The sequence below is a fragment of the Kiloniella antarctica genome (assembly GCF_042682825.1).
Taxonomy (GTDB): Bacteria; Pseudomonadota; Alphaproteobacteria; order Kiloniellales; family Kiloniellaceae; genus Kiloniella; species Kiloniella antarctica.
Genome location: NZ_JBHUII010000001.1, coordinates 1,044,493 through 1,071,072 on the forward strand (window position 1 = coordinate 1,044,493; position 26,580 = coordinate 1,071,072).

Here is a 26,580-nt window from a genome sequence, read left to right on the forward strand (position 1 = left end):
AGCTTAATTTTTGATCAAGACGTGAAGAGCGAAGTGTAGATACTCTTACACGAGTGATGAAACAAAGATGAGCAAGAGTTAAGCTAAGCGACTAGAAAGTCCTGAATCAAGGCTTAGAGATAGATGGCGCATCCACGATCTTCAAGGCTTTGCAGCCACGCGGGATGTTCTCGAAGGTGACTCCAGCGCAGGTCGAGCTTTTTAAGGTTTGGTAACTTGGCAAGGCATTCAGGAAGCTTTGTAAAGTGGTTTGCCCTGAGGTCGAGATGAATCAGGTTTTTTGCTTCACCCAAAGATTCAGGTATTGCGCCAATTCGGTTGTTGCGAAGATCCAGGACTTCCAAGCTTTTCAGCATACCTATATTCTCGGGAAGTTTCTTGAGTTGATTCCCGTTGAGATAAAGCTCCCGAAGGTTTTTGAGAAGGCTGAGCGAGTCAGGGAGATCCGTAAGGTGATTATTGTATAGCCGAAATTCCCGCAGCGCTGACAAGTTTGATACCATCTCTGGCAAACGGGTTAGTTTGTTATCGGTGAGGTTCAGGTATTTGAGTTTGTTTAAACGCCAGAGTGATTCAGGAAGATCAGTAATTTCTGTATTGCTTGCGTAGAGAATCTCTAGTTTCTTCAAATTCCCGATCGTATCCGGCAGAGACACCAGTCTTTGGTGGCTGAGATCAAGTATGCGCAATTCTGGAAGACTTCCCAAAGATTCAGGGAGTGTCTTGAGGGCGTTACCATAGATATAAAGTTCTTTGAGACAGGCAAATCTGGCAATGTCGTCTGGAATTGCTTTGATCTTGTTACGCCCGATAAAGAGTTTTTCCAGTTTATTGAACGTTAAAAAGTCTTCTGGCAGAATCTCAAAGTCACAGTTTTCTGCGGCAATTTGCCAAAACTCCGGGTTCGTTGTGCCTGTATCCTGTGTGCCTGCATCCTGTTTACAGTAACTCACCACGCCATCGAGGCGTTCGGAAATATGACTGACTTCTATAACAGAGATACCAGATTCAAAGGCTTCAAGAGATTTCAGGGAATGGAACATCGGATGCCTGTTAGATATTAGCTTATGAGGGTGTAAAACGGCCCTAAGGGTCTTTAAGAGTCTTCGTACTCACCTGTGATAGTATTCCCTTTTAAAGGGCGTTGGGAAGATGAAGCTAAAAATTTAAACTTCAAAACTTGACGTATCCTTTATACTAGATAATATATCTACTATATTGAATTTCTACTGAAACAGGATCCAGACAGGGTAATGAGCAGATCAATCATCAAGCATCTCACGGGCGAACTCGCAACGCTAAAGGAAACGGGCCTCTATAAAGCAGAGCGGGTGATCGAATCATCCCAATCCTCTGCGATCAAGGTTCAATCCAGCGGCGAAGTGCTGAATTTCTGCGCCAATAACTACCTTGGCCTTTCTGACGATCCCGGTTTGGTAAGCGCGGCGAAAAAAGCTCTTGAGGCTTATGGCTTTGGTTTGTCTTCTGTTCGCTTTATCTGTGGCACACAGGATATTCACAAAGAGCTAGAGGCACGCCTTTCCCGTTTCTTGGGACAGGAAGATACGATTCTCTATTCTTCGTGTTTTGATGCCAACGCGGGCCTGTTTGAAACGATTCTGGGGGCTGAAGACGCGGTTATCAGTGATGCCTTGAATCATGCCAGCATTATTGATGGCGTGCGATTGTGCAAAGCCAAGCGTTATCGTTACGCAAACAGTGATATGGCTGAACTGGAACGCTGCTTGATAGAGGCACAAGATCAGCGATTCAGGTTGATCGTGACAGATGGCGTATTTTCCATGGATGGCTATATCGCCAACCTGCCTGCTATCTGTGATCTTGCCGATAAATATGATGCCCTGGTGATGGTTGATGACAGCCATTCCGTTGGCTTTATGGGGCCAAACGGTGCGGGAACGCCGGATTACTGGGGCCTGAGAGATCGGGTTGATATCATCACCGGAACTCTGGGTAAGGCATTGGGTGGTGCGTCCGGTGGCTATACATCAGCAAAAAAAGAGATCGTGGACTGGCTGCGTCAACGCTCTCGTCCTTATCTGTTTTCCAATTCATTGGCCCCCGTTATTACGGCAACGACTCTTGAGGTGCTTGACCGCGTTGAAAATGGTCAGGACATGCGGGCCAAACTGGTTGAAAACAGCAACCATTTTCGCAAAGGCATGGCAGAGCTAGGCTTTGACCTTCTTCCGGGCGAACACCCTATTATCCCGGTGATGATCGGCGATGCGGCGCTTGCGACCAAGTTGGCAGACGCGCTGCTCAAACGGGGTATTTATGTCATCGGTTTCTCCTTCCCAGTGGTGCCAAAAGGTCAGGCGCGCATTCGCACACAAATGTCGGCTGCACACAGCATAGAACAAATCGACCGTGCCATAGTCGCTTTCGGCGAAGCCGGAAAAGAACTGGGAATTATATAGAAATAACCAAATTGATTCCTTCAATTTGGCAAGCGTGACCACGCGTCGGAGTTAATACGAGGTAAAGCCTCAGCGGCGTTTGAGCGTGATTTAAGAAATAACCAAATTGATTCCTTCAATTTGGCAAGCGTGACCACGCGCCCGAGCTTATGCGAGGTAAAGCCTGCGCGGCACTTGAGCGTAAATACGCTTTCCCTTGAGAAAGCGGTACAGAGTCGGCGCTTGAACGTGAGCAAAGTTCCCATTCATGGGAACAAAGCGACACAAACAAATTAATCGGCAAAGCCGATGGAGTTATAAAAATGAAAACCTTGGCAAAACTCAAATCTGAACCCGGTATCTGGATGCGCGATGAAGCCCTGCCTGAAATCGGCCCGAACGATGTTCTGATCAAGATCAGGAAGTCTTCGATCTGTGGCACCGATGTTCATATCTACAATTGGGATGACTGGGCCAAGGCAACCATTCCTGTGGGTATGACCGTGGGTCATGAGTACGTAGGCACCATTGAAAAGATCGGGAGTCAGGTTTCCCATCTAGAAATTGGTCAGCGTGTTTCTGGTGAAGGGCATCTTACTTGCGGGCATTGCCGTAATTGCCGCGCGGGTCGTCGTCATCTCTGTCGTAATACAGAGGGCGTGGGCGTAAACCGCACAGGCTCCTTTGCTGAGTACCTCTGCCTGCCAGCCACCAATGTTTTCATTCTACCCGATGATATTACGGATGATATCGCCGCTATCCTCGATCCTTTTGGCAACGCAGCTCATACTGCGCTTTCCTTTGACGTGGTTGGCGAAGACGTGTTGATCACAGGTGCAGGCCCCATTGGCATAATGGCCGCGGCGATCTGCAAACATGTCGGCGCGCGCCACGTGGTGATTACAGATATCAATCCCTACCGTCTTGAGCTTGCAAAAAAGATGGGTATTCAACACGCGATCAACGTCACCGAAACCTCTGTCGAAGAAACCATGCGCGACCTTGGTATGACAGAGGGCTTTGACGTCGGTCTGGAAATGTCCGGCAGTGAGCCCGCCTTTAATTCAATGCTGGCTGCCATGAATCACGGCGGCAGCATCGCGATGCTCGGTATCCCACCGGGGGATATGGGGATTGACTGGAATCAGGTGATCTTCAAAGGCTTGGTGATCAAAGGCATCTATGGCCGTGAAATGTTCGAAACCTGGTACAAAATGTCCGCCCTAATCCAAGGCGGCCTCGACCTCACCCCGATCATCACTCACCATTATAACATCGACGACTTCCAAGAAGGCTTCGATGTCATGCGCTCTGGGAATTCGGGTAAGGTGATTTTGGATTGGGGGATGGATTAACATCCGCTCGGGAATGGTTTGTTTGCGCGCATCTTGAATATGGTGCTACTTGGTAGTACCGTATTTCTTCCAAAGCTTGATACTCTTAGTTTCAGGAAGCTTTTAATGAAGGTGTTATGACCGTTAAATCCTCAATCTCTCTGACTGATCAACAAGCTGCCTTTGCGCGGTCACTAGTTGAAAAAGGGCGTCACAGCAGTCTAAGCGCCGTTGTCCAGCAAGGCCTAGATTTGTTACAGCAAAAAACCGAAGCTGAAGAAACAGATCTCGAGGCTCTTCGCCCTGTTACTCGCACAGCGGCGAGAGGGCGAATTTATTTCCACACCCAAAATGAAATCCCGTCTTTCTACAACGATTAACAATAAGCGTCGTACCCATGGCGTGGCGGATTGAATTTTCGGCAAATGCCGAACAGGATTTCTCTCTGATCCTCGATCATCTTTTAAAAGCTACTTAAGCTTTAGGTCTGATTTCCATTGATTATCTTTTTCATCGTATATTTGAGTTCTGTTAGATTTTATCAAATGTTTAGGGCCATTTAATATACAAATACCCATGTGGATTTTATATTGTTCGTCGCTGGATTCTAAATATACGTTGTTGGCATAAGTAACTTTCTTTATGTAGCGTGGATCGATAATGGATGCGACATAACCCTCGTAACTCAAATTATGTGTGCTAAATTTCCATATGTTTGCGGCTTTTTTTGAGTACTCTGGTCTAAAAACATATCTTTTTATACTTGGTTTATATTCTAATATAATGATGTTTGGTTTGGATGTTTTTATCGTTTTTAGCGCGGTGTTGCTAATTTTAAAATAATGGTGATTTCCAAAAAAACGATCAATAACCTTCTGATTCAAATACGCTTCTCTAACGTTTGGGTGTTGCCAGTTACTAATAAAAGTAATGAAATCATTATCTGTAAAACCAAAATCTCGATAGATCCAATATAATAGCAATATTAATAATTTGCTTTTGAGTATATATTCATAGGTTAAGTTGTTGTCTTTATTTAATTTTGGCGTGTCGCCATGAGCAATTTGATTGCGCAATTTTTTTAAGTGAGCGAACTGTTCTGGTGTTAGATTGATGATATCTTTTATATTGCTATCTATTTTTGATAAGGCCTGATCAAAATATTGTTGGAAAGAGTTTAAGTCGGAATTTTTAAGATAATTTATCTGTTCCAAAAGGCTGTCTAGGATTTGATTGTCTATGTTATCTTGAGGAGATGGTTGATCTGTAAAATGTTTTTTATTTTTGATTAGCATTTTTATTTCAGATTGAATTCTTAAAAATTGTTTTCTATTCATTATCGATTTATTTTTATTTGCAAATAAAAATGTCACTCGATCAATTAAGCTAACATAGGCTAAAATTTCAAACTCCCAGAATCCTGAGTATGAAAACATTCCTGCTACACGCGCCCATAAATTTTCAAAATTTACGTATTTCTCTTCATAAAATTTTTTGAATATTACGGGCCATTTATTATTATCAAATAAGTATTTGGAGTCAGTAAGACAATACTCTTTATATTTATATGGATATTCCCGTGTTGAGTTATTTACGAAATAAATAGACTTAGGTGATGATTTTTCCTCTTGGTCCCATATGTATTCAATATTTGTTGAAAAGCCTAGTAGTAATGTGAAAATTGTTTGTATCTCATGAGATTTTTTAAGTACTTCGTCTGCAGAGAATGAACCGTTTTTGATACTATAAGTGATGATAGTGCGCTGATTTATAGTTTGGGTGTTATCTGTTTCTTTTTCAACATTGCACCAATGTTTACTAGATATCGTAAATTTTTTATTGTTGTGATCTTTGATTGAGACTTTGAAAGTTTTTGCCTCTCTTTTTTTTAATATTTCAGTTTCGGAAATATTAAAACGGGAACTATTGTCCATCCATTCTGAGATACCGTGAAGCAATATACTAAATTTTCTAAACTGCGCTTGTTTTTTCGTTCCCTTTATTATTAATTTTGGATATATAGCTATCCCGTTTTCTAAATTACAACCTATTAGCGTGTAGGTTTGATGACTAGAAGAGCAAATGAAGTGAGTAGATTTCTTGGGGAATTTAAATGGTTCAATATAATCTACCTGTACAGAAGGGATTTCCTTAGGTGATATTTTTAATTCTCCAGTACAGACAAATTCCCCAGTCTTTGTATACACTTTGACAGTTTCAGTAATTTTATCGGTAAAGTGGATATCCTCTTTGAACATAAACTATTCTCGTTATTTTTAGACGGCATCAGCTTGTTCAAAAGCCTCGCGTGCATCAATAGCAAACCAGTCTGTCTTGGTGAATAGGTGCAATTTATTGCCTCTTCCTATTAAAGTTCCCTCAGAAAAAGCTTCTCCATGACTTAATTTCAAATTTACGGGAATGGGAGAATTAAACGATTCTCCTGCTTTCTTGATGAGGTAAGCTTTGCAGATATCACCTTCATATTGACCATCGAAGAGTAAATATTTCCCTGAAATTGCAAAGGTTTCGCAGCCTCCTAGCTTCGGTGAAAAGAAACTAGTTTGGTAGTTTTCTGAAATAGTGCAGAAATCAAAATCGCTGTAATAGTAGATATGAGTATCCTGAGGGGTAACGTTCATTGCGTAACAATCATCAATGAATGCGTCTGCTTGATCAAACTTCCAAATTATATTTCCTAATGAATCAAAGCAGTTTAGTCCGGTTTTTCCTATCGGGTCCGCAAGCGGGCGTGCATTAACATTACCCCAACCGTAATTTCCAATGGTTCCTTCATCAAAATATGAGATCCAAATGTTATCGTTGTGGTCTATTTGCGCTTGTTCAATACCATCGCCGGCGAGAAATTGGCGGATCTCTTTTGTCTTGGGATTGTAGATCATCCCGTTTAAATCATAGTCATCTACACCCCGATATTGGCAACGTCTGTCGGCGATAAGAAGGGACCCATCAGAAAAGAAATCAATGATAGGATCGAGGTGGGTCATCATTTTTAGGGGAGGGAGGAATGTCTCTTCAACCTGTCCCTTTGTGTGTCTCAGAACTTTGTATTGCTGCCCTATTGTTTCTAGAGTGTCTGGCTTAGATTCCTTTTTATGCAGATAAACTGCATCACCATTTAATGTGATAAAATGTGAAATAAGCTCATAACCGACTTCTGTATCGGAAATCGTGTCAATATGTTCAAGCCAGATGTCTAACATGCGATAAAGAGTGCAAAATATTTAGGTGTGTAGCAATACTATTATTCAATTTTTGTCTGTAAAATTTTGAGTTTAAGCGTCATTTAAGAACCGTAAAATTAATTCTCAAATTAGGTTACACAGTATGAATTTTCTGCTATTTATTCCCGTGCGGCATAAATAAACTCAGACTCTAGGCGAACACATGGACAATCTTTCTGCGATGGGCATCTTTGTGAAGGTGGTGAACGAGGGCAGCTTTTCGGCAGCAGCGCGGGCGTCATCTCTTACGCCTTCTGCTGTCAGCAAGCAGGTTGGTCGCCTCGAAGATCGTCTTGGGGCGCGGTTGTTTAACCGGACCACGCGGCATCTTTCCCTGACTGAAGTGGGGAGGGGGTTTTATGACCGTTGCTGCCAGATCCTTGTGGATGTGGAAGAGGCAGAAGATGCGGTGGCAAACCTCCATGCCGCGCCGCGCGGAACCTTAAAGCTCAATGTGCCCGTGGCTTTTGGACGGTTGTGGATTACCGGGTTGATCCCCGAGTTTATGCAGCGTTATCCAGAGATCAAACTGGATCTCAACCTCCACGACCGTTTTGTCGATTTGTTGAGTGAAGGCTATGACCTCGCCGTGCGCATTGGTGATCTGGAAGACTCTAGTCTGATCGCGCGTAAGCTCGCAGCCAACCGTCGGGTGGTCTGTGCCTCGCCGACATATCTGGAAAAACACGGTAGCCCGAAAAAACCGTCAGACTTGGAAAACCACGATTGCCTGATCTATGCCTCTCGCGCCTTTCGTAACGACTGGCGTTTAGACGGCCCGGACGGGGAAGAAACGGTTCATGTTAATGGCGCGGTTGAGACCAATAACCCCGAAGTTATTATGGATCTCATCGGACAGGATATGGGCATCGGCCTTTTGCCCCTTTGGTTAGTGGGGCCGGCAATCAAGGCAGGGAAGATCTCTGAAATTCTGCCCGATTATCACGTTCCCGACAGCGCGATCTACGCCATCTACCCCCCCGGTCGGCATCTCTCCCCAAAAGTAAGAGTCTTCGTCGACTTTATGGTTGAAAAATTCAACCTCCCAGAGAATAATTTTATCTAGGGGTGAATAATTTTATCTAGGGGTGAATAATTTTATATAGGGGCGGTTGCCCCGGGTTAATTTTTTAAAGTGCTGGTACGAAGTTTTGAATTCACAAGGCTTCAAGTTAAGCCCTAGCAGACAAGAACGTAATACTCCAAATTGAATCTTCAATTTGGCAAGTTCGCCAGAGATTAGGAGGGCACGCCCGAGCTTATGCGAGGTAAGCCTGAGTGGCGTTTGAACGAAACATAAGGACTCTTAAATAAATGGATACCCTGAGTGTTTTATCGACAATTGCACTTGTGAACATCATGGGGTGGCTTTCTCCGGGGCCAAACATGTTTGCGGTTATGAGCGCTTCTCTTAATCAGGGACGTCGGCATGGCGTGTTGACGGGCTTTGGCATTTCACTGGCGAGTTTTATCTGGGCGGTTCTGGCGGTCTTGGGGGTAACGGCGTTGTTTGAGCTTTTCCCAGATGTCGTACTTGCTTTTCGATTGCTTGGGGCTGGATATTTGCTATGGCTTGGGATCAAATCGTTCCGAAGTGCTGCACGTATGGATAATACGCAAATCCCTCTTAATTCTTCGAACAGTTCGGGCCTTCAGGCCTTCCGTACCGGCTTTCTCATTTGCGCGACAAACCCCAAGGCAGCCTTGTTTTTTGGATCAATCTTAACTGCCTTTGTTCCTGCTAATGCCTCGACTGAATTGTTGGTTGAAATCTTAATTGTTTGTGTTGCCTTCGGGGTGTCTGGTCATACAATAACGGCGACAGTTTTTTCGACTGAATTTATCACCCGAAAGTTTATCGCCATGCGCCGCCAGATTACACAGACCTTTGGCGCCATCTTTACGTTACTCGGTCTGGGCGTCGCCTATGACGCGTTAAGGCGGTTATGAGTAGAGGTGTTTGAACGAAATACCCCAAATTGATCTCTCAATTTGGCAAGTCCGACCGGGCGCCCGAGCTTATGCGAGGTTAAGCCTCAGTGGTGTTTGAACGAAATACCCCAAATTGATACCCTCAATTTGGCAAGTCCGACCGGACGCCCGAGCTTATGCGAGGTTAAGCCTCAGTGGCGCTTGAACGAAACAAAAGGACACATAACTCTATGCCAGAGTTCTTGGATCAAAACACTGCCCTTCTGATCATTGATGTGCAAAAAGCCATTGATGAAGCTTTCTGGTCTAAATACGGCCCCAGAAACAATCCGGATGCGGAACAAGTGATGGCGGAGATCTTGAAGTCTTGGCGCGAAGCGGATCGGCCTGTTTTTCATGTTCGCCACGACAGTGTAAATGCCGGATCTACCTATGCGCCGGGAACACCAACGCATGGCTTTAAGGCTGAAGTGGCACCCTTAGCAGGAGAGGTTGTTATCGGGAAGACAGCCAATTCAGCCTTTGTTGGCACAGGTCTGGAAGACCAGTTGAAGGGCCAAGGTATTTCAAAGCTTGTTGTCGCGGGGGTAATTACCAATAACTCGGTAGAGGCCACCGTGCGGCACGGGGGGAATCTTGGCTTTGATATTCTTTTGATTGAGGACGCCTGTTTTACTTTTGCCTTCCCGGATTATGCCGGGACTTTGCGAACTGCGCAGGACGTACATAACATGTCACTGGCCAACATGGATGGTGAATACTGTCGGGTCGTAAAGAGTACGGATCTACTTTGATCTCATGATTAGTCTGGAATGAAGATGGATAAATACCTCGTTAAAAAAGCTGAGATCGACGATATGGAAGCGCGTGCGAAAGAGCATTTCCTGAACCCCAACGCACTGAGGGCAAGTAAGTCTTTGGGCGATCTCACAGGGTTGGCAGGTTTTGGTTTTCATATTGTTGAAGTAGCGCCGGGCAAAAATTCTACTGAATTTCATGTCCATTCACATGAAGAGGAGTGTGTCTATATCCTGTCTGGTCGAGGGCTTGCCTTTGTCGGGGATGAAGAACACGAAGTTGGTGCCGGTGATTTCATCGGTTACCGCGCAGGGGGCAAAGCTCATAGTTTAACCAACACAGGTGATGAGACGTTAAAATACATCGTGGTGGGGCAAAGGCGCGACTTTGATATCTGTGACTATCCAAACCTGAACAAACGCCTCTACCGTCAAAGAGACACACCCTCACAGCTCGTGGATTTTGAGAATATCGAAACTCTTGGTGGTCCTGTGATTAATCCAGCCACAGATTAATAGATCACGGATTAATCGAGTAAAAAATCAAGGTTTTGTCTTAAGCCCTGAAATTAATTTCACTTTTAAGGGAATAAAATTCTTTCTGAACTGTAACCCTCATAAGACGAGGTTAATTCCTGGTCTTATGAGGGTTTATTTTTGTCGATTTTCAGGACATAGCAGAGGGATATTTAGGGTATGGGTTATCGTCGTAATTTAAAAACAGGAATTTTTGTTCTGGCGGCATTTGGGTGTGTAAGTACTGCCCAGGCACAACAGGGATTTTTACAAAATTTAAAGAAAAATTTGGAAAATGAAGCGGCAGATGAAGCAACTAAGCAGATTAAGAAGTCACTGAATGGTAGTCAGGCAACAGTTCCATCAACGACATCTCAAGTGGCGGTGAACCAGCCAAATGCGAATGGTCAAAAGGTCGAACTTGGAACACCGTCGAAAGATCTGACAAGCCTCACCAAGTGTACCGATTTTCAACCAGAAAACATCACCATCGGTACTATGGGTGAATACACATTTAAACAAGGTTTTAGTAATGAAAAGCGGTCAGGTTTAATCAACCGGAAGACAGCGACATTAAGCAATGGCTGTATTTTGCCTTCTCTTCAGTCAATGCAAATTGCTTACATGGAAGTTGATACCAAGGCTTACGAAGCCATGGGCAGCTCTAACGATTGGGAAATCCAGTGTTTAAAATCGGCACAGCCGGATGAAGGTATTGTCGGCGCAAAGGAACCCAAAACGGAATACCCTTATCATGTGAAAGTGTTAAGCGGTAAAGACATGATGCTTCATTGCGGGAACTCTGAAAACATTGCTGAGTGCGCAGAGGGTAGCAATAGCAGCCGGAGTTCAGCTTGGAAGAAAAAGCTTAAAAACCAAGGTAAAACGATGTTGAGTGTCTTGGCAAATACAAGCACTTTGGCGCCAGCTCAGGGTGAAAAACTTTATTGCCAATATTACAATAAAAAATCAACAACCAGCCTTTTTGCTTTTGAATATCTAAGGTTGAAAAAATAACGTCATTTGTTCTAAGTAATGGAAACAGCAATGTTGCCATTTAAAGGACGAATAAGGGCTCTGGTGTAATAGAGGTTTCTCCCTCGTAGGCATCAGGGCCTTTTCTTTGTTAGGGGAACTGGACCTGCTAATTCTAAAACGCTGGGAATTAATAAGTCCTGATCCTTGATGTTTCAATAATTCGTTTATTTGCTTACTGTCAGGGTAATCATCTTCAGACCTGCAAAAACAAGGGCTGCTCCGGCCAGTTTATTTAGTCCACTGACAAGCCAAACTTTAATGCTGCCACGCATTATCCGTTCTCCCATATAAGCATAAGAACCATAGATTGGGAGCTGCAGGGCAAAGGTGGTTGCTCCCATGATCAGGATTTGGGGAACAATTGCACGATCCAGATCTATAAATTGAGGGAGGATTGCTGTGAAAAAGAGCATTGCTTTGGGGTTTGATGCCATGATGAACAATCCTTGTAGAAAAAGGGCGGACCGTTTTTTCTGAACGCGGTCGGGATGGATGTTGATCAGGGCAGATTTACTGAATAAACCTTTGAAACCTAGGTAGAGCAAAAAAACGACGCCAATCCATTTGATGCCCGAGAAAACAAGTGTTGAGGTCAGTATTAAGGACGCAACGCCTGTTGCTGAGAGCGCAAAATAGAACATCGCCCCAACAGCAATTCCCAATATTCCAAATATTGCACGTTCCCAACCATGACTTGCTCCTTGAGAAACCACGAGTATCGCCGAAGGTCCGGGGGATGAGATCACAATGGCTGTCGTGACCGCGAAAATAAGGAAAAGGTGGAATTCCATGACGCTCTCTTTTTATTTTTATATCCTGAATAATCAGCAAATCCTGATTATTTGAGGGCGCCTCAAAGTTAGCTTTAAAGGTTATATCCTGCAACTCCATCAGGCTTTTAGTATCACAAAAGTGTTTTTAACCAATGTGTATTGGTCAGACTACTGTCAGAAACTTCCCTTAAAAGAGGCTCTAATATTCTTTAGTCTTTAATTAGGACCGCAGTAATGAAATTTTCGTTATGTATGGGGATCGTCAGCATATTTGGCCTATCAGCGTGTAGTAATACAGGTGCTGATTACAGACCAATCGTTGATGGGGGAGATACAGAGATCTATGAAAGCGATCTTACGGCCTGTGCCGAAGTTGCTGATCAACGCGGTTACCTGAACGGAGATGTGCAAAACGGCGCCCTGCTTGGTACAGGTCTCGGCGCTGTTGTTGGTGGGCTAGCCGATGGTCTCGGCGGTGCGCTTGTCGGGGGTGTTCTTGGCGCAGGTATCGGTGCTGGTACTCAGGCTTGGGATACACAAGACGAACGCAAACAGATCGTAAAGAATTGTATGAAGGGACGTGGACATAACGTCGTCGGCTAAGCGTTATCGTTGTTTAGCTTAACTTTTCTCAAGGCGTGAAGAGCGAAGTGTAGCTATTCCGATGCGAGTGATGAAACAACGATGAGCAAGAGTGAAATTAAACGACGATAGTTTGGACGCTTATGGGTGGGCAGCAAGAGCTTATAAATGGTTTTGTCTCGCGATTCTTTCCCCGATGAGTGCAGGACAAGCAACATTTTTGGTCTCCTAGATGAGTTTTTGCTGTTCATCCATAAGCGCCTGAACTCTCATAATTCTTGGTATGAAAATCTCAACTTTGTTTTGAGTGTTTCGAGCCGTCAGTTTTTTCCTGATCAGCTGTTACTGCTGCAGTATAGAGCTGTTTACTACTGATATTCATACCGCCTAAGGGCATAAAGGAAGCCTTATGGTTTGTATGTCGGCGACGTTGGATAATACGTACGACGGTAAAGAGTATCAAAGTGCAGTTGACTCCGGTGGTGAATATGAAAAATCCCTTGGGGCCTGTTAAAGACATAAATTGTGAGGCGACGATAGGTCCGATGCTGGCGCCAACCCCATAGGCGATTAGCAATCCAGCAGAAATTTGAACCAGTTTGCTCCGGTCTGCCATGTCGTTTACCTGGGATGAAGATATGGGATAGATCGTAAAAGACATCCCCCCATACAACGCGATACAAGCAATCAGAATATAGATACTTTGATCTGTCGCCCAAATCACGGCCAGTCCGGAAAGAGCAGTACAAAAGGTGGCTGCGATCAACACGGTACGTCGATCAAACCGATCCGAAATACGGCCGATTGGAAACTGTAATAGCATGCCGCCAAATATTGCTGCGGCCATAAACATGGATACCTGCGCGATAGTCAACCCAACCTCGCGAGCAAACACAGCGCCCATCCCGTTGAGCGAGGCATTGGTCATACCCGCACACACTGTACCAAAAACACCCACGGGAGAGACTAAAAACAGCTTGGTAAATTTCATCCGTTGCGGCGAACTTGGCTTGGGTGCTGTCGCGCGGGTGAGCAGGATAGGCACGAGCGCAAAGGAATAGATCATGGAAGCAATGACAAACAACTGGAATTGCGCAGGATCGCCAAGCAGCATCATAAATTGCCCGGTACCAGAGCCGATATAGCTGGTAATCATGTAGAGAGAGAGGATTTTGCCCCTATTTTCGTTTACTGATCGTTCGTTGACCCAGCTTTCGACAACCATGATCATCCCGGCCATACAAAACCCGGTCGCAAGGCGTAAGGCAAACCAGAATATGGGATCAGCATAGAGAACGTGGGCCAGAACGGTGACCGACATGATAGAGGCAAAGGCAGCAAAAGATCTGATATGTCCAACGGCAGCAATTACCCGTACGGCAAACAAAGCACCGATTAACATACCGATGAACTGACCCGTCATGATGAAACCGGTGGTTTCTGTGGAAAATCCTTCAATACGACTACGAAGGCCAAGCAGAGTGTTGATCATGCCCTGACCCAACATCAACATGCCAAAGCTTATCAGAAGCGAGGAAATAGACTTGAGCGTTTGCCACATATTTTGGTGTCCCGGGATCTAAAGGCTTTGGTGGTTGGCGTGTATCTAAAGCCAGTCTGATTGATTTTCTACACCGGAATCAAGCAGTTATCTCAATTTAACTACATTTAGCAGGAATATATTGGTTTTAAGGAGCATGCTGGAGCTGGCGTGCATCTTGAATTTTTTCTGCTTTGGGCGACGGTTGATAAGGGCTCTTTCTGTTGGTTTTATGATGTTCCCGGAATGCGGCGGTGATGGCATTTAAGGATTCTTTGGTTTTGGGATCAAACAAAGAGGAATGCATAACAATAGATAGAGATGGTAAGGGCGGTAGCTTTAGCGCGGCACTGACTTCAACGACATCCACAGGGGCAAGCCGACGGGGATAGGCTGCAACGGCAAGCCCTGCGGATAACGCGGCTTCTAATGCAGAGCTACCGCCGCTAAAGACCTCAGTCCAGGGAATCGTAGCACGATCAAGTAGCTTCATTGCAACATTGCGTACAGAGCAACAGGGCAAAAAGCTCGCCAGTTGCAACGGCTCACCTTCTCGAAATTGGAAGTTTGGCGAAGCGTACCAACCGAAATGTTCAGGGCCGAGAACCTGACCACTTCGCCGATCGTCATCACTGCGTATGATGACAGCATCAAGAGCGCCCTCTTCATAAAAATCGAGCAGTTCTCGGGAGTTGTCGACCCGGACTTCTATCGTCAGAGCAGGATCGATTGACTTTAACTTGGCGAGAAGAGAGGGTAATTCTGGCCCCATCACGTGGTTGGCGATCCCGAGTTTAAACCGTCGGCGTGACGTTGTGAGGTCAGAAATCGCCCGATCATGAGCGGCCAGAAAATCACGAGCTGACGTGATAAATATCTCGCCCTGCATCGATAGACGCACCTGTCGCGGTGTTCGTTCGATCAGCTTTTGATCAAGCCTGTCTTCGAGCCTTTTCAACTTCACACTCACAGCACCTTGGGTAGATCCTAACGCTTCAGCAGCGCGGGTGAAGCTCTGGAGGTCAGCGATCATTACAAAGGTCCTGACGGCATCAACCTCAAGTGTTGTCATGCTAACTATCCTATTTTGTTGTCATTGAAATATTCTTTCATACGATTGTGTTGTGGTCAATATTTCCCCACCTTACACCCAATTCATCCCAGACGTTCAAATGATAACTGTACACAATTGGGCGATTAGCATGGATGAAATCTACATTTTGCTGTGGTTGGAAGAAGTAAGGTTAAATTATGAATTTAAATGCAATCTCTCAAAATTTGGTGGCTTTGGCCGCCGTATGCTTGTCGGCGTTGATGCTGGGGTTGGAAATATCCAGTATTCCGACGATCCTCCCCACATTGGAAAATATCCTTCCGGCTGATTTTAAACAGCTTCAATGGATCATGAATGCCTATACCATCGCCATGACCACATGTCTGATGGCGATGGGTGCCTTGGCGGATCGTTTTGGTCGCAAGCGTATATTTATGGTTGGCATCGTTATTTTTGGTATCGCATCTCTTGTCTGTGGATTGGCGACGAGTGCGCCGATGTTGATTGGAGCTCGATTTTTTCAGGGGATAAGCGCTGCGGCTATGCTGGCCTGTCAGGTCGCCATATTGTCTCATCAGTTTCGTGATGGGCGAGAGCGGGGGATAGCCTTCGGATGGTGGGGTATCATCTTCGGGATCGGGCTGGGTTTTGGTCCGATTGTCGGCGGATTAATCGTTGCCTTATCTAATTGGCAATGGGTGTTTCTGGTCCATGTGGTGTTAGCGGTTATCACTTTGCTTCTGGTACGTATCGGGGTTGAAGAATCAGTAGATCCAAATGCAGGGCGTGTTGATCTCATGGGTATGGGAACACTCTCGATATCCGTTTTTGGTCTGGTTTATCTTATTACCCAGGGTGATAGCTTGAGCTTTGAGAATTCTACTGGAATAGTCATTGCGACCGTTAGCGCGCTCAGCTTTCTCCTTTTCATATTTATCGAAAACAGGGTCGTGCGTCCCATGTTTGATTTTGCGGCTTTTCGGGTTCGAAACTTCTCCGGCGCGCTCCTGGGATCGTGTGGTATGAATTTTAGCTTTTGGCCTTTTGTTATCTATCTACCTATCTATTTTCAGGCTGTTCTTGGTTACGATAGCGTTACGACGGGGTTGATTCTTCTCGCCTATACATTGCCAACCTTGATCATCCCACCGATCGCTGAACGGCTCCTGCTTCGCTTTGGACCGGGCAGTGTCATTCCGCTCGGCCTCTTTACGATTGGCACGGGTTTCTTTCTTATGCACTTCGCAGCAACAAGCGACCATGCAAGCTGGATGACCATGTTACCGGGCAGCGTCCTTGCGGGGATCGGCTTGGGCCTGACAAACACACCAGTAACCAATACAGCCACCGCTTCACTTCCTGTCGAACGCGCTGGCATGGCTTCTGGCATGGATATGAGTGCTCGAATGATCTCGCTTGCGATTAACATTGCACTTATGGGGTTCATCTTGCTTTGGGGAATTCAACAAGGCCTAGAGCAAGTCATACCGGGCGTTCAAACCCAAACCCTTGTTGAATCTCTTGCCGCAGGAAACCTAGATGCAGGCGAAGCCATTGGCATTTCAATTTCGGTATCACGTCAGGCCCTTTCACAAGGCTTTAGTTGGGTAATGTTTTATGGTGCGGCCTGTTCTTGGGGACTTTCAGTATTCAGTCTGGTTGTTTTCGGTCGAAGATCAGTATCGGTGACAGGTTGAAATAGCTGAAACAAAAGATATTTCGGTAATAAAAACTGTAAATAAAAAGGAAAATAGGTATGCGTATAAGCTTTATTGGTGCGGGTGCAATGGCACAGGCAATTACGAAACATGCTGTTAACGCAGGGCATGATGTTATGATCAGTAATTCGAGGGGAACCGAAACGTTGCGTCAACAGAGCAAGACCCTCGGCTGTAAAGCGGGCACCGTAGAAGAAGTAGTGGCGTTCGGTGAAATTGTTTTTATTGCAATTCCTCTTGCGGCTTATCGTTCTATACCGGTTGCTCCTCTTGTGGATAAAATCGTTGTGGATTTACTTAATTATTTTCCGCATAGGGATGGCCATATACCAGAGCTTGAAGATGGTGAGATTACGACAAGTGAGCTAGTAGCAAGGCACTTACCGCTCGCTCGCATCGTTAAAGCATTTAATGCAATTACCGTTGAGGATTTAGAAAAAGACGCTCGTCCTGCAAGCTCTCCAGATCGACGTGCGCTTCCAATTTGTGGCGACAATACCGAGGCCAAGAAAGTAATGATCGATTTGATGGACCAACTTGGTTTTGATGTGGTCGACGGTGGCTTACTGCAAGATAGTTGGAAGTTTGAGCGCTTTAGGCCAGCATATTGTGTTCCACTCAACAGGATAAAACTGGAAAAAGTTTTGTCGCGGACTCTGCGCGAAACGAAAGTGCCAGACGGCTATTGGCTTACTCCCGGTTCTATTCCTGATTAATATGATAAAGCAGCCCTTATCAATACGCTGTGGGGTGGGGCAGTTTTATTTGGTTCGGCTAAATTTTTGTCGCACCATAAATGATGTTTGGTTTATTGAGTGATGTATTGCGCCCATTTGCCCGGGGTGACACCGAAAGCCTGTTTAAAATGGCGGGTCAGGTGACTTTGATCCGCAAATCCAACAGTAAAAGCAACATCGGCCAAGGGCTGTTGTTCTTCGATCATGCTCCGGGCGAACTCAAGGCGGCGCATTAACAAAAACCGATGCGGACTGGTGCCAAAACTTGCTCTGAAGTGGCGGGAGAGGGCATAACGATTAAGGCTGGTAATCTCTTCCAGCTCTTCTGATCTTACGGTTCGAAAGGCATTTTCATAAAGAAAGTCGCGGGCCAGACTGGCGGCTCTGATACAGGATTTATCTGGCCGTTTAGCAACGATATCACTGTGTCGCACCAAACCCTGAGCAATCGCACTAATCGCGTCACTGGCGGCGAGATCACTTAGAGCGCCCTCCATTTGCCCCCCCATTTGACCAAGCACCTCTATCATCGCACGTTGCAACGCAGGATCATCGAGAATGGGCGCCTTAACAAAAGGCAGGCCTTTGAACATCTCGCCCAAGGCTTCGCGCACGACTGAAGGTTCAAGATACAACATGCGATAAAGCAGCCCTTGATCCGTGCCTGATCCCCCGTCATGTAGCTCATCAGGATGGAGCACAATAATGCGACCGGGATGGCTGTATCGTCGCTCCCCCCTATATTGAAAGGCCTGAATACCTTGCATGGTCAGCCCCAGCGCATAGGTATCGTGTCTGTGGGGTTCGAAAAAATCCCCGACAAAGCTGGCCTCAATCCGTGACATGCCGGGGACCGAGGGCGCGGAAGTTATTTTGGCAACATCACCGACACCTGATCGCGAAGGTTTGCACAAACGTTCAAGACGCGTGCCGTGCTTTCCTTCTTTATGGGTGTCTTGTTCCATTGATTACAGCCAGAGAATAGAGATACGTTATGTCCGAAGTGTTTGATACCAAAATTGCAATAGTCCTACGCGACGACTTGATGCCTTGGCAGGCCTTGAATGTCACTGCCTTTTTAACCGGCGGCATAACCGCGCAAGATGGCGACATCATAGGGGAGTCCTATAAAGATCGTGCAGGTAACACTTACAATGCTTTAATCCGGCAACCAATTATCGTTCTTTCAGCGGCAAAAGAAACCTTGAAAAAGATTCATGAACGCTCATTAGCACGTAACGTAAAATCATCACTTTATATCGAAGAGATGTTTTCTACGGGCCACGATGAAGCTAATCGGGCCGTTTTTGCAGAATATGACCCTGAGAATGCCAGCGTTGTCGGTATTGGTCTTCATGCCGATAAAAAATTGGTGGATAAAATTATCAAAGGCGCAAAGATGCACAAATAAGTGGAATGAGCTACGCATATAGATCGTGTGTATTAAGGCAGCTTAGTGCCATTAGCGGAAGTTAGATGACAGTAATGCCGCTGCCTTACATTGCGTTGACAAAGCAATGGACCAGATGAAAGAGGATGAAAAATATGACCAAATCCTCAGGGGTTATGGTATCGGTCACTAATAAAATAGCCCAACCTCTAATAAGTCACAGTTAGGTTTTCGGGCAAGAGGCAAGGTCCCCAATGTTCTGATATTTTAAAACATTATGGTTTTCAAGAATATTCTTATAGGTACCATTATGGATGATTATGAATAGGCCTTTGTTGAATACTTTAACGAGATTATAACCACACCCCAACAAGACTTCATTTGAGTTAAATTGCACTTATCTGTGAACGCCATAACAGGGTACTATAATTATGATTGATATCTTTGGTTGGTGGGCTTTTGACCCTGAGAACGAAACCTTGGTTAACAAAACAACCGGCGAGCGGGTGCGTTTTATTGCCCGCATGTCAGGTGAGAATGCCCCTGCAAAAGGTCAATGGTTGCATTTCCAGTACGAATATAAGGGTGATAGCTATCCGGCAATAATCGAAGTTGTGCCGATAGAATACGAAACTCAGACAAAACAAATAAAACAGGGTATTGGGTGGCGCCTAAATCACATTTATTCTGCGAAACTCTGGAATAATGAACAAGATACAAATGCCTCCTCACCATCATACGGGCATTGGCGCAGAATTGATGACTGTCTTGTCGATGCATTAAGCTGTTGGCCCCAAAGATATGCCACAGGAAATTCGCCTATTAAACTGATAGTAAACGGGGGTTGGTTTAACAGCGAATGGTCTGCTCTTTTGGAGCGTGTCTATTTTCATTTAACCGATATATCGGACGATGTCCTTAAAGATATTGACTCATCTTCCCTACAGAATTCATGGCTTTTCCCCTTAAATGAAAAAAGCCCTTCTAAATGGTTATTTCATAATGATATTGGGGAAGACCCTCGGTCCGAAAATTTCCATACATCCGTAGATTCAAGTTTTTCAAGAAACACCTTATATCTAAAGGGGATAAAAGAAGTACCTCAAAAAGATACAAAAGGTGTGATAATTTCAGGAAAACACAAAGCTATTTATCCAACCGATGTTCAAATATCAGGTATTCACGGGCAAACGGTATATTTGGAAAGTGCTGATAAATTATCAATCATTGCCTTTAAAACAGGATCAACAGAAGAAGATATAAATTATCAACCTCCAACTCTCCAGTTTTTTTATGCTGATAGTAATATCACTTCCACTCTTTATGCAAAAAACGATCAATTAACGTCTCCTGCTGATTGGGAGATTACTAGTTTGAGATGGTATAAAGATCGCCACCAAGAGTGGCCCGAGGATTATTGGATTCATCAGAGACAAAAATCAACTGGGGCGGTAATACCAACTTTAGAAATGTGGTACCGGACAAATCCACTTATCAGAGACGCATTTCTCTCATGGCTTGGAACATCTTGTCGGCATGAGAAATGGATTAAGACTCTCGGATTACCCAGAGTACGATACTTAACATTAAAAGGTAATTTTCAAGCTGGTATATGGTTTGAAGGTTTAAAATATTCTTCAAAGCTCCTCGAGCAAGAGCCTTCATCCCCCCAAAACATAAACACAACTAACTTATAAATGAGTACACATTGGGGAGCAGGTCAAGAGTTCTGCTGTTGGGACTGTAGAGATATTGTAGGATTTATCTGGCATATCGAAATTCTTACTGAAAAATATGTGCTTTGAAGAGTCCTAGCTCTGTATCTAGTAAAAATAATTAGGCGTTTATAACTGTATTCAATAACATTAGCTGAGCTGATGACATCTCATAAGATAAGTTTAAATAGCCTTAAAACTTTGCCGCCACCTAACTTTTGGCTTAATTCTCGTGGCCTTTTAAACAAGGTATGAATTTTTGCAACAAAGCCCGATAAGTTCATTAACTAAAAACTCTTTTGGATCTATTATTCGGCCCATATTGATATCCTCAAAGTAAATCATTAACAAAAATTAAAGCAACAAATAACATTTGACCTAACATCATATAAAAAACAAAATTCCATAAATATTTATACTTATTTACATTACCTCTACTTCGAGCAGAAAAATACATGTACACATAGCGAAAACAATTAAGAATCACACACAACATAACAACAAACAATACGGCAACTATAGCTTCCTTAAACATAGATACACCTTAACTTAAATAATCCTATCATCACATTTACTTTCTGATAAGAAAAATTTACACAACATTACTACAGCTACAAATCTACACTACTTAATAACTTAACGTTAATGTGGAACATACCTCCTCACCAAACAAAGCGATTGATAATAATTACTGGCTACAGGTTCTATCCACTCAACCTTGGCAACATCATGCTCTCGGATCATTACTTCCAATTCCCTATGAGTAATTGCCCTGGCATCCATGGTTAGAGGGCTCCGTTGTGTTAGACCCGATTATGGTTTTATCCGTTTAGTGCCAGAAGCGGCTGTTCCCAAAGTTATTTTCTAGATTTAAGGCAATGTAAGCCAACTTCATTAGCCCAGTTTTGTATTTTTTTCTTTGTGGAATGCTCTCGTAAGTAAAATACATTAGTGTCATCCCAGCCTTCAAAATACACTGCATTTATTTCGGGTAAAACGACCATATACATAGGGGAATCAGTATGCCTTAAATACTCATGCTTTGATTGTTCAGAAGTAAATGCCTTAAATTGTGGCTTACTTTTACGGGTATTAAAGCGAAATGTTAATATTTCAGTATTGGCAATAAGAATTTCGTTAAATTGATCTAACATTTCATCCCTACGCTTTTGTTCTTTTTCCTCAACGTTATGTAGAAGTTTCAAAGATAATTCTTCTCCTAACCAACGGTCAAAAATGGACACAGCAAGATATTCATAATCTTCCGCAGGTTCTACACAAGCGAGCAATAGTAAATCCGGAAACTGTGATTCTAATGATTTCTGCCGGGCTTTATGAACATTTATAAGGTTACGCATAGTTTCCCTGTAACATAGCTTATATATTTAATTCGCATTAATCTGGTAGTCCGCTTTGGGTTGGAAGCAGACCTCTTCCGAGAAGTAAGTTTTCCGACTAGGGAAGCTTCCGTATGACACTGACCTGATATTTAAACACAACTTATGATGTTATTTTAGTTGTCTCTTGTACAGTCCTTTTCCTGATCTTTGCCCTCAAACAGAGGGCCGTCTTCCTTTGCCGCTTTTACGAGGTAATCGAGAAGGGCACGTACACGTGCATTTTTTTGCAAATCTTTATGGGTAACCAGCCAAAGTTCGCCCTCTGTGCCTTCCAGAGGGCGGAGGAGGGGTGTTAACCCTTGCCAACGGCTTCCTGTCAAACAGGGCAAGAGGGTCAGGTCAGACCCGTTGGCAGCCAGTTGGGCATTGGTGATCATGCTGCTGCTTTCGTAAACAATTCTGGCGTCTGGAATATTGCGTTTGATCCAGTCTGTTGTTTGCTGGGCAAGAGGCCCGCCACCCCAGGCGATAAAACGATGCCCTGTGAGATCCTTTGCAGTGCGAAAGCTTTTGTTGTCATAGCAAAGGCGGGAACCGTAAATGCCCCAATTTAAAGTGCCGATCTTCCGACCAATCAGGGTTTCTTCCTTGGGGCGGGTCGGACGCAGGGCGATATCAGCTTCCCGCTCGGTTAAGCTCAGGCGTTGGTTGTCACTGATAATTTCCACGTAAAGCCCGGGATTTTCTTGAGAAAAAGAGGGAATGTGTCGACTGAGAAATGAGGCGGCGAGTGTTTCTGTTGTGGTGATCCGTAAGCGCCCCGTAAGTTGTTGATCCTTACCTGTAAGAGCGCGATCAACCGTGAAAGCTTCCTGTTCCATCCGTTCTGCTGCGGCGATGATTTCTTGTCCTGCTTCTGTGGCAATATACCCCTGACGATGCCGCTCAAATAGCTTTATGGCATAGAGTTCTTCAATTTTTTCCAGACGCCGAAAAACGGTAGAGGTGTTGACCGCGAGCTGACTTGCAGCACTCGGGATATTACCCGCGCGGGATATCGCCAGCACATAACGATAGTCATTCCAGGAAATCATGCCAGGAAACCATTCCAGAAAATCATAGTTGCATTCTCGCAAATTTAAAAGGCAAAGAGGCAACTTTTATCTCATAAATGCATATGATTTCATAGCTACAATTAAACGGAACCAATCATCCGAATTGATTCCCTCAATTTGGCAAGTGTGCCAAGGGGATGCAGGGGACGCCCGAGCTTATGCGAGGTAAGCCTCAGTGGCGTTTGAACGATTAGTACCAAATTGAACCCTCAATTTGGCAAGAGTGCCAAGGGGATGGAGGGTACGCCCGAGCTTATGCGAGGTAAGCCTCAGTGGCGTTTGAACGATTAGTACCAAATTGAACCCTCAATTTGGCAAGTGTGACCACACGCCCGAGCTTATGCGAGGTAAGCCTCAGTGGCGTTTGAACGATGTAAAAGGACCAAACTTATAATGAAACATCTTATAATCCTGGGCGGCGGGTTTGCGGGCCTTTGGGCGGCGATGTCTGCGGCTGGAGAACGCGCAAAGGCGGCAGTTTCTGGTGATAATCAAGAGATCAAGATTACCTTGGTTTCTCGTGATGCCTATTTGGTTATTCGTCCCCGTCTTTATGAGGGGTCAGGTGACGATAAACGGGTTTTACTCAAGCCCTTGCTTGATCGTATGGGTGTCACGTTTGTTCAGGCATCTGTAGAGGCCATAGATCCTGTGGCGAAAGAAATCTCTCTATCGGATAATAGGAGGGGGTCGGAAAGCAGCGGGGAAATACTGCGTTACGATAGTGTCATTCTGGCCACGGGCAGTCAGCTTAAAAAACTACCGGTTTCGGGTGTGGAACAATATAGCTTTTCAGCTGATACCTTTGAAGATGCAACCGCACTGGACAACCAGTTGGAACGGATTGCAGCCAGTCGTGCGTCGATTTCCAATACCCTAGTGGTTGTCGGGGCTGGTTTTACCGGGCTTGAATTGGCGACAGAGCTACGCAGTCGTTTGAAAAAAGCATCAGACAAACAGTTTCGGATTGTGTTGGTGGATCGTTGTGAACTTGCAGGACAAGAGCTCGGCGTGAACCCGAAGCCCTATATTGACGAAGCGCTGCGCCTCCATGATATCGAACTCCGCATGGATGCCAGTATATCGGAGCTTAAAGAAGATCGTGTGATCTTGAGCGACGGCGAGGTCATCCCCACCCAAACCGTGGTCTTGGCAACAGGGCTGGTGGCCAGTTCGTTAGCGAAGGCCTTTGGCGAGGATCTGGATTTTCACGGGCGGCTTGAGGTTAGTCCAGATTTGTTAATTCCGGGCTTTGAGGGGGCTTTTGCTGCTGGGGATGTGGCCTCGGCATACACGGATACGCGCCACAAGACATTGCTATCTTGCCAGCATGCCATTCAACTTGGCCGTTACGCGGGGTATAACGCCGTTCGTGTTCTTTGTGACAAAGCGACAAAAGTTTATGAGCAAGCATTTTACGCGACCTGCTTGGATCTCGGCGATTGGGGGGCCTTGTTTACCACGGGTTGGGACCGTGTTGCGGATAAGACGGGTGCAGAGGGCAAAGCAATGAAACAGATGATTAATACGCAATGGATCTATCCGCCCTCAGAAGCTGCGACCCGAGAGGAGATATTTGCATTTGTTGCTTTTGAGGAAGAAGACAAAGCGGCTTAACAGAACAAAGAAAGGCTGCCAAATCGGCAGCCTTTCCAGAGTATTGGGCCAGAGTGCTGAGGCTCTATCTCGCTTGTTGAAGTCGGACCTTGAGTTTTGAGATCCTATACGTCCTTAGTGGCGGAAGTGACGCATTCCGGTAAAGACCATGGCAAGGCCAGCTTCATCAGCAGCCGCGATAACATCAGCATCTCGCATGGAACCACCGGGCTGAATAACCGCAGTCGCTCCGGCATCCGCCGCAGCAAGCAAGCCATCAGCGAAAGGGAAGAAGGCATCGGAAGAGACGACAGAGCCAATGGTTCCAGCTTGAGCCTGACCAGCGGTATCTGCGGCTTCTTTGCTTTTCCATGCGGCGATCCTCGAAGAATCAACCCGGCTCATCTGACCCGCACCAATACCGACGATTGCGCCGTTTTTGGCATAAACAATGGCATTTGATTTCACATGCTTACCAACGCGGAAGGCAAAGAGCATGTCAGCAACTTCCTGATCGGTTGGCGCGCGTTTGGTCACGATCTTGAGGTCTTTAGCCGTAATGCGGCCGTTGTCTCGGCCTTGAAGCAGAAAGCCGCCAGAGATGGTTTTCATTGCGATGCCCGTATCGGCGGGGTTTGGCATTTCACCTGTTACGAGGACACGCAGGTTTTTCTTTGTCGCAAAAATGGCGCGTGCTTCGTCATCAATAGACGGCGCAATGATCACTTCGGCAAACAGATCCGCCACCAGATGGGCCGTTGCGGCGTCCATTGTGGTGTTGGTGGCAATGATACCGCCAAAAGCACTGGTGGGATCGCAAGCAAGGGCCGCCTTGTAAGCTTCGCTGAGATTATCACCCGTTGCGACGCCGCAAGGGTTGGCGTGCTTGATGATCGCGATGGTCGGGGCTTCAAACTCTGAGACCAGCTCAAAAGCAGCATCCGTGTCGTTTAAGTTGTTGTAGCTCAGCTCTTTACCTTGAAGCTGCTCTGCGGTCACGACGCCGGGGCGGGCATCGATGGAGCTGTAAACGGCGGCCACCTGATGCGGGTTTTCGCCATAGCGCAGGGATTGCTTGTGTCTACCACCAAGTGTCGTTTCGCGGGGAAAGTCTACCCCACATTCCCCTTGGAGCCAGTTAGAGATCATGGAATCATACCGCGCCGTATGGCTATAAGCCGTCGCGGCCAATTTCCGACGAAGCCCCAAAGACGTAGCGCCAGCGTTGGCTTTCATCTCTTCTTCAATCAGTGCGTAATCCGCAGGATCAGTAACAATGGTCACAAAACCATGGTTCTTCGCCGCCGCCCGAACCATCCCAGGTCCACCAATGTCTATGTTCTCAACACAGGTTTCATAATCAGCACCAGAAGTTACGGTTGCTTCGAAAGGGTAAAGATTGACCACAACCAAATCAATAGGTGCGATATCGTGCTCTTCCATCGCATCGGTGTGAGTCTTGAGATCCCGTCTGGCCAAAATACCGCCATGGATCTTTGGGTGAAGGGTTTTTACTCGGCCGTCCATGATTTCTGGAAAACCTGTATGAGCGGATACTTCTATAACGGGAACACCAGCGTCGCTCAAGGCGCGAGCCGAGCCACCAGTGGAGAGAATTTCGATGCCTTGAGCGGTGAGAAATTTACCAAATTCAACAAGACCCGATTTATCGGATACGGAAACGAGCGCACGACGGATGGCGTTAGACATAGCAGTTCCTTGCAGCTGTCATCCACCC

25 protein-coding genes are annotated in these 26,580 nt (G+C 45.4%); 14 read left to right on the top strand and 11 right to left on the bottom strand.

Going from position 1 to position 26,580, the window contains the following annotated elements:
- Positions 1 to 113 precede the first annotated feature (113 nt).
- Complete coding sequence (locus tag ACFSKO_RS04960) at positions 114 to 1,043, bottom strand: leucine-rich repeat domain-containing protein (protein ID WP_380249017.1); 930 nt, start codon at positions 1,041 to 1,043, stop codon at positions 114 to 116.
- 210 nt (positions 1,044 to 1,253) lie between these two features.
- On the opposite strand from ACFSKO_RS04960, the gene ACFSKO_RS04965 reads away from it, so the two are divergent.
- The 3 genes from ACFSKO_RS04965 (at position 1,254) to ACFSKO_RS04975 (ending at position 4,134) form a co-directional block, all read left to right on the top strand.
- Complete coding sequence (locus ACFSKO_RS04965) at positions 1,254 to 2,441, top strand: glycine C-acetyltransferase (RefSeq protein ID WP_380249019.1); 1,188 nt, start codon at positions 1,254 to 1,256, stop codon at positions 2,439 to 2,441.
- 302 nt (positions 2,442 to 2,743) lie between these two features.
- Positions 2,744 to 3,775 carry an L-threonine 3-dehydrogenase gene (gene tdh / locus ACFSKO_RS04970; protein ID WP_380249021.1) on the top strand — a complete coding sequence of 344 codons (1,032 nt, stop codon included), beginning with the start codon at positions 2,744 to 2,746 and terminating at the stop codon, positions 3,773 to 3,775.
- A 116-nt stretch (positions 3,776 to 3,891) separates the two neighbouring features.
- The gene (locus ACFSKO_RS04975; protein ID WP_380249023.1) at positions 3,892 to 4,134 is read left to right on the top strand and encodes a ribbon-helix-helix domain-containing protein; all 243 of its coding nucleotides are present in this window, start codon (positions 3,892 to 3,894) and stop codon (positions 4,132 to 4,134) included.
- A gap of 90 nt (positions 4,135 to 4,224) precedes the next feature.
- Here the strand turns inward: ACFSKO_RS04975 and ACFSKO_RS04980 are convergent, their stop codons facing one another.
- Positions 4,225 to 6,012 (bottom strand): HEPN domain-containing protein, encoded by a 1,788-nt coding sequence (locus ACFSKO_RS04980; RefSeq protein ID WP_380249025.1) that lies wholly within the window; start codon positions 6,010 to 6,012, stop codon positions 4,225 to 4,227.
- 18 nt (positions 6,013 to 6,030) lie between these two features.
- Positions 6,031 to 6,978 carry an NHL repeat-containing protein gene (locus ACFSKO_RS04985; protein ID WP_380249027.1) on the bottom strand — a complete coding sequence of 316 codons (948 nt, stop codon included), beginning with the start codon at positions 6,976 to 6,978 and terminating at the stop codon, positions 6,031 to 6,033.
- Positions 6,979 to 7,180: 202 nt separating this feature from the next.
- Between ACFSKO_RS04985 and ACFSKO_RS04990 the strand changes: the two genes are divergently transcribed.
- The 5 genes from ACFSKO_RS04990 to ACFSKO_RS05010 all read left to right on the top strand — a co-directional run bounded on the left by ACFSKO_RS04990 (position 7,181) and on the right by ACFSKO_RS05010 (position 11,261).
- Positions 7,181 to 8,065 carry a LysR family transcriptional regulator gene (locus tag ACFSKO_RS04990; protein WP_380249444.1) on the top strand — a complete coding sequence of 295 codons (885 nt, stop codon included), beginning with the start codon at positions 7,181 to 7,183 and terminating at the stop codon, positions 8,063 to 8,065.
- Between the two features lie 248 nt (positions 8,066 to 8,313).
- Entirely contained in the window at positions 8,314 to 8,949 is a 636-nt protein-coding gene (locus ACFSKO_RS04995; RefSeq protein WP_380249029.1) for a LysE family translocator, read from the top strand.
- Positions 8,950 to 9,161: 212 nt separating this feature from the next.
- Positions 9,162 to 9,725 carry a cysteine hydrolase family protein gene (locus ACFSKO_RS05000; RefSeq protein WP_380249031.1) on the top strand — a complete coding sequence of 188 codons (564 nt, stop codon included), beginning with the start codon at positions 9,162 to 9,164 and terminating at the stop codon, positions 9,723 to 9,725.
- 24 nt (positions 9,726 to 9,749) lie between these two features.
- Complete coding sequence (locus tag ACFSKO_RS05005) at positions 9,750 to 10,244, top strand: cupin domain-containing protein (RefSeq protein ID WP_380249033.1); 495 nt, start codon at positions 9,750 to 9,752, stop codon at positions 10,242 to 10,244.
- Positions 10,245 to 10,424: 180 nt separating this feature from the next.
- The gene (locus ACFSKO_RS05010; protein ID WP_380249035.1) at positions 10,425 to 11,261 is read left to right on the top strand and encodes a hypothetical protein; all 837 of its coding nucleotides are present in this window, start codon (positions 10,425 to 10,427) and stop codon (positions 11,259 to 11,261) included.
- A gap of 185 nt (positions 11,262 to 11,446) precedes the next feature.
- Here the strand turns inward: ACFSKO_RS05010 and ACFSKO_RS05015 are convergent, their stop codons facing one another.
- Positions 11,447 to 12,073, bottom strand: a complete 627-nt coding sequence (locus ACFSKO_RS05015; protein WP_380249037.1) for a LysE family translocator — start codon at positions 12,071 to 12,073, stop codon at positions 11,447 to 11,449.
- A 216-nt stretch (positions 12,074 to 12,289) separates the two neighbouring features.
- Here ACFSKO_RS05015 and ACFSKO_RS05020 point away from each other — a divergent pair, with 216 nt between their 5' ends.
- On the top strand, positions 12,290 to 12,658 hold the full coding sequence (locus tag ACFSKO_RS05020; protein WP_380249039.1) for a hypothetical protein: 369 nt from the start codon (positions 12,290 to 12,292) through the stop codon (positions 12,656 to 12,658).
- Positions 12,659 to 12,711: 53 nt separating this feature from the next.
- Here the strand turns inward: ACFSKO_RS05020 and ACFSKO_RS05025 are convergent, their stop codons facing one another.
- The 3 genes from ACFSKO_RS05025 to ACFSKO_RS05035 form a co-directional block, all read right to left on the bottom strand.
- A complete protein-coding gene (locus ACFSKO_RS05025; protein ID WP_380249041.1) occupies positions 12,712 to 12,855 on the bottom strand; it encodes a hypothetical protein in 144 nt (47 codons plus the stop codon).
- Positions 12,856 to 12,929: 74 nt separating this feature from the next.
- Positions 12,930 to 14,198, bottom strand: coding sequence for an MFS transporter (locus tag ACFSKO_RS05030; protein ID WP_380249043.1), 1,269 nt, complete (start codon positions 14,196 to 14,198; stop codon positions 12,930 to 12,932).
- A 127-nt stretch (positions 14,199 to 14,325) separates the two neighbouring features.
- Positions 14,326 to 15,249, bottom strand: a complete 924-nt coding sequence (locus tag ACFSKO_RS05035; RefSeq protein WP_380249044.1) for a LysR family transcriptional regulator — start codon at positions 15,247 to 15,249, stop codon at positions 14,326 to 14,328.
- Between the two features lie 179 nt (positions 15,250 to 15,428).
- Between ACFSKO_RS05035 and ACFSKO_RS05040 the strand changes: the two genes are divergently transcribed.
- Both ACFSKO_RS05040 and ACFSKO_RS05045 read left to right on the top strand, forming a co-directional pair.
- Positions 15,429 to 16,928 (top strand): MFS transporter, encoded by a 1,500-nt coding sequence (locus ACFSKO_RS05040; protein WP_380249046.1) that lies wholly within the window; start codon positions 15,429 to 15,431, stop codon positions 16,926 to 16,928.
- 59 nt (positions 16,929 to 16,987) lie between these two features.
- Positions 16,988 to 17,665, top strand: coding sequence for an NADPH-dependent F420 reductase (locus ACFSKO_RS05045; RefSeq protein WP_380249048.1), 678 nt, complete (start codon positions 16,988 to 16,990; stop codon positions 17,663 to 17,665).
- Positions 17,666 to 17,757: 92 nt separating this feature from the next.
- Here ACFSKO_RS05045 and ACFSKO_RS05050 read toward each other — a convergent pair whose 3' ends face one another.
- Positions 17,758 to 18,651: an AraC family transcriptional regulator gene (locus ACFSKO_RS05050; protein WP_380249050.1), complete on the bottom strand. Its 894-nt coding sequence runs from the start codon at positions 18,649 to 18,651 to the stop codon at positions 17,758 to 17,760.
- Between the two features lie 29 nt (positions 18,652 to 18,680).
- Here ACFSKO_RS05050 and ACFSKO_RS05055 point away from each other — a divergent pair, with 29 nt between their 5' ends.
- Positions 18,681 to 19,097: a DUF2000 family protein gene (locus tag ACFSKO_RS05055; protein WP_380249052.1), complete on the top strand. Its 417-nt coding sequence runs from the start codon at positions 18,681 to 18,683 to the stop codon at positions 19,095 to 19,097.
- Between the two features lie 410 nt (positions 19,098 to 19,507).
- A complete protein-coding gene (locus ACFSKO_RS05060; RefSeq protein ID WP_380249054.1) occupies positions 19,508 to 20,773 on the top strand; it encodes a hypothetical protein in 1,266 nt (421 codons plus the stop codon).
- An 875-nt stretch (positions 20,774 to 21,648) separates the two neighbouring features.
- Here the strand turns inward: ACFSKO_RS05060 and ACFSKO_RS05065 are convergent.
- Together ACFSKO_RS05065 and ACFSKO_RS05070 are read right to left on the bottom strand one after the other, a co-directional pair.
- Positions 21,649 to 22,149, bottom strand: coding sequence for a hypothetical protein (locus ACFSKO_RS05065; RefSeq protein ID WP_380249056.1), 501 nt, complete (start codon positions 22,147 to 22,149; stop codon positions 21,649 to 21,651).
- A gap of 155 nt (positions 22,150 to 22,304) precedes the next feature.
- Positions 22,305 to 23,225 (bottom strand): LysR family transcriptional regulator, encoded by a 921-nt coding sequence (locus tag ACFSKO_RS05070; RefSeq protein WP_380249058.1) that lies wholly within the window; start codon positions 23,223 to 23,225, stop codon positions 22,305 to 22,307.
- A 414-nt stretch (positions 23,226 to 23,639) separates the two neighbouring features.
- Between ACFSKO_RS05070 and ACFSKO_RS05075 the strand changes: the two genes are divergently transcribed.
- Positions 23,640 to 24,863: an NAD(P)/FAD-dependent oxidoreductase gene (locus ACFSKO_RS05075; RefSeq protein ID WP_380249060.1), complete on the top strand. Its 1,224-nt coding sequence runs from the start codon at positions 23,640 to 23,642 to the stop codon at positions 24,861 to 24,863.
- Positions 24,864 to 24,977: 114 nt separating this feature from the next.
- Here the strand turns inward: ACFSKO_RS05075 and purH are convergent, their stop codons facing one another.
- On the bottom strand, positions 24,978 to 26,552 hold the full coding sequence (gene purH / locus ACFSKO_RS05080) for a bifunctional phosphoribosylaminoimidazolecarboxamide formyltransferase/IMP cyclohydrolase (RefSeq protein WP_380249062.1): 1,575 nt from the start codon (positions 26,550 to 26,552) through the stop codon (positions 24,978 to 24,980).
- Between the last annotated feature and the right edge of the window lie 28 nt (positions 26,553 to 26,580).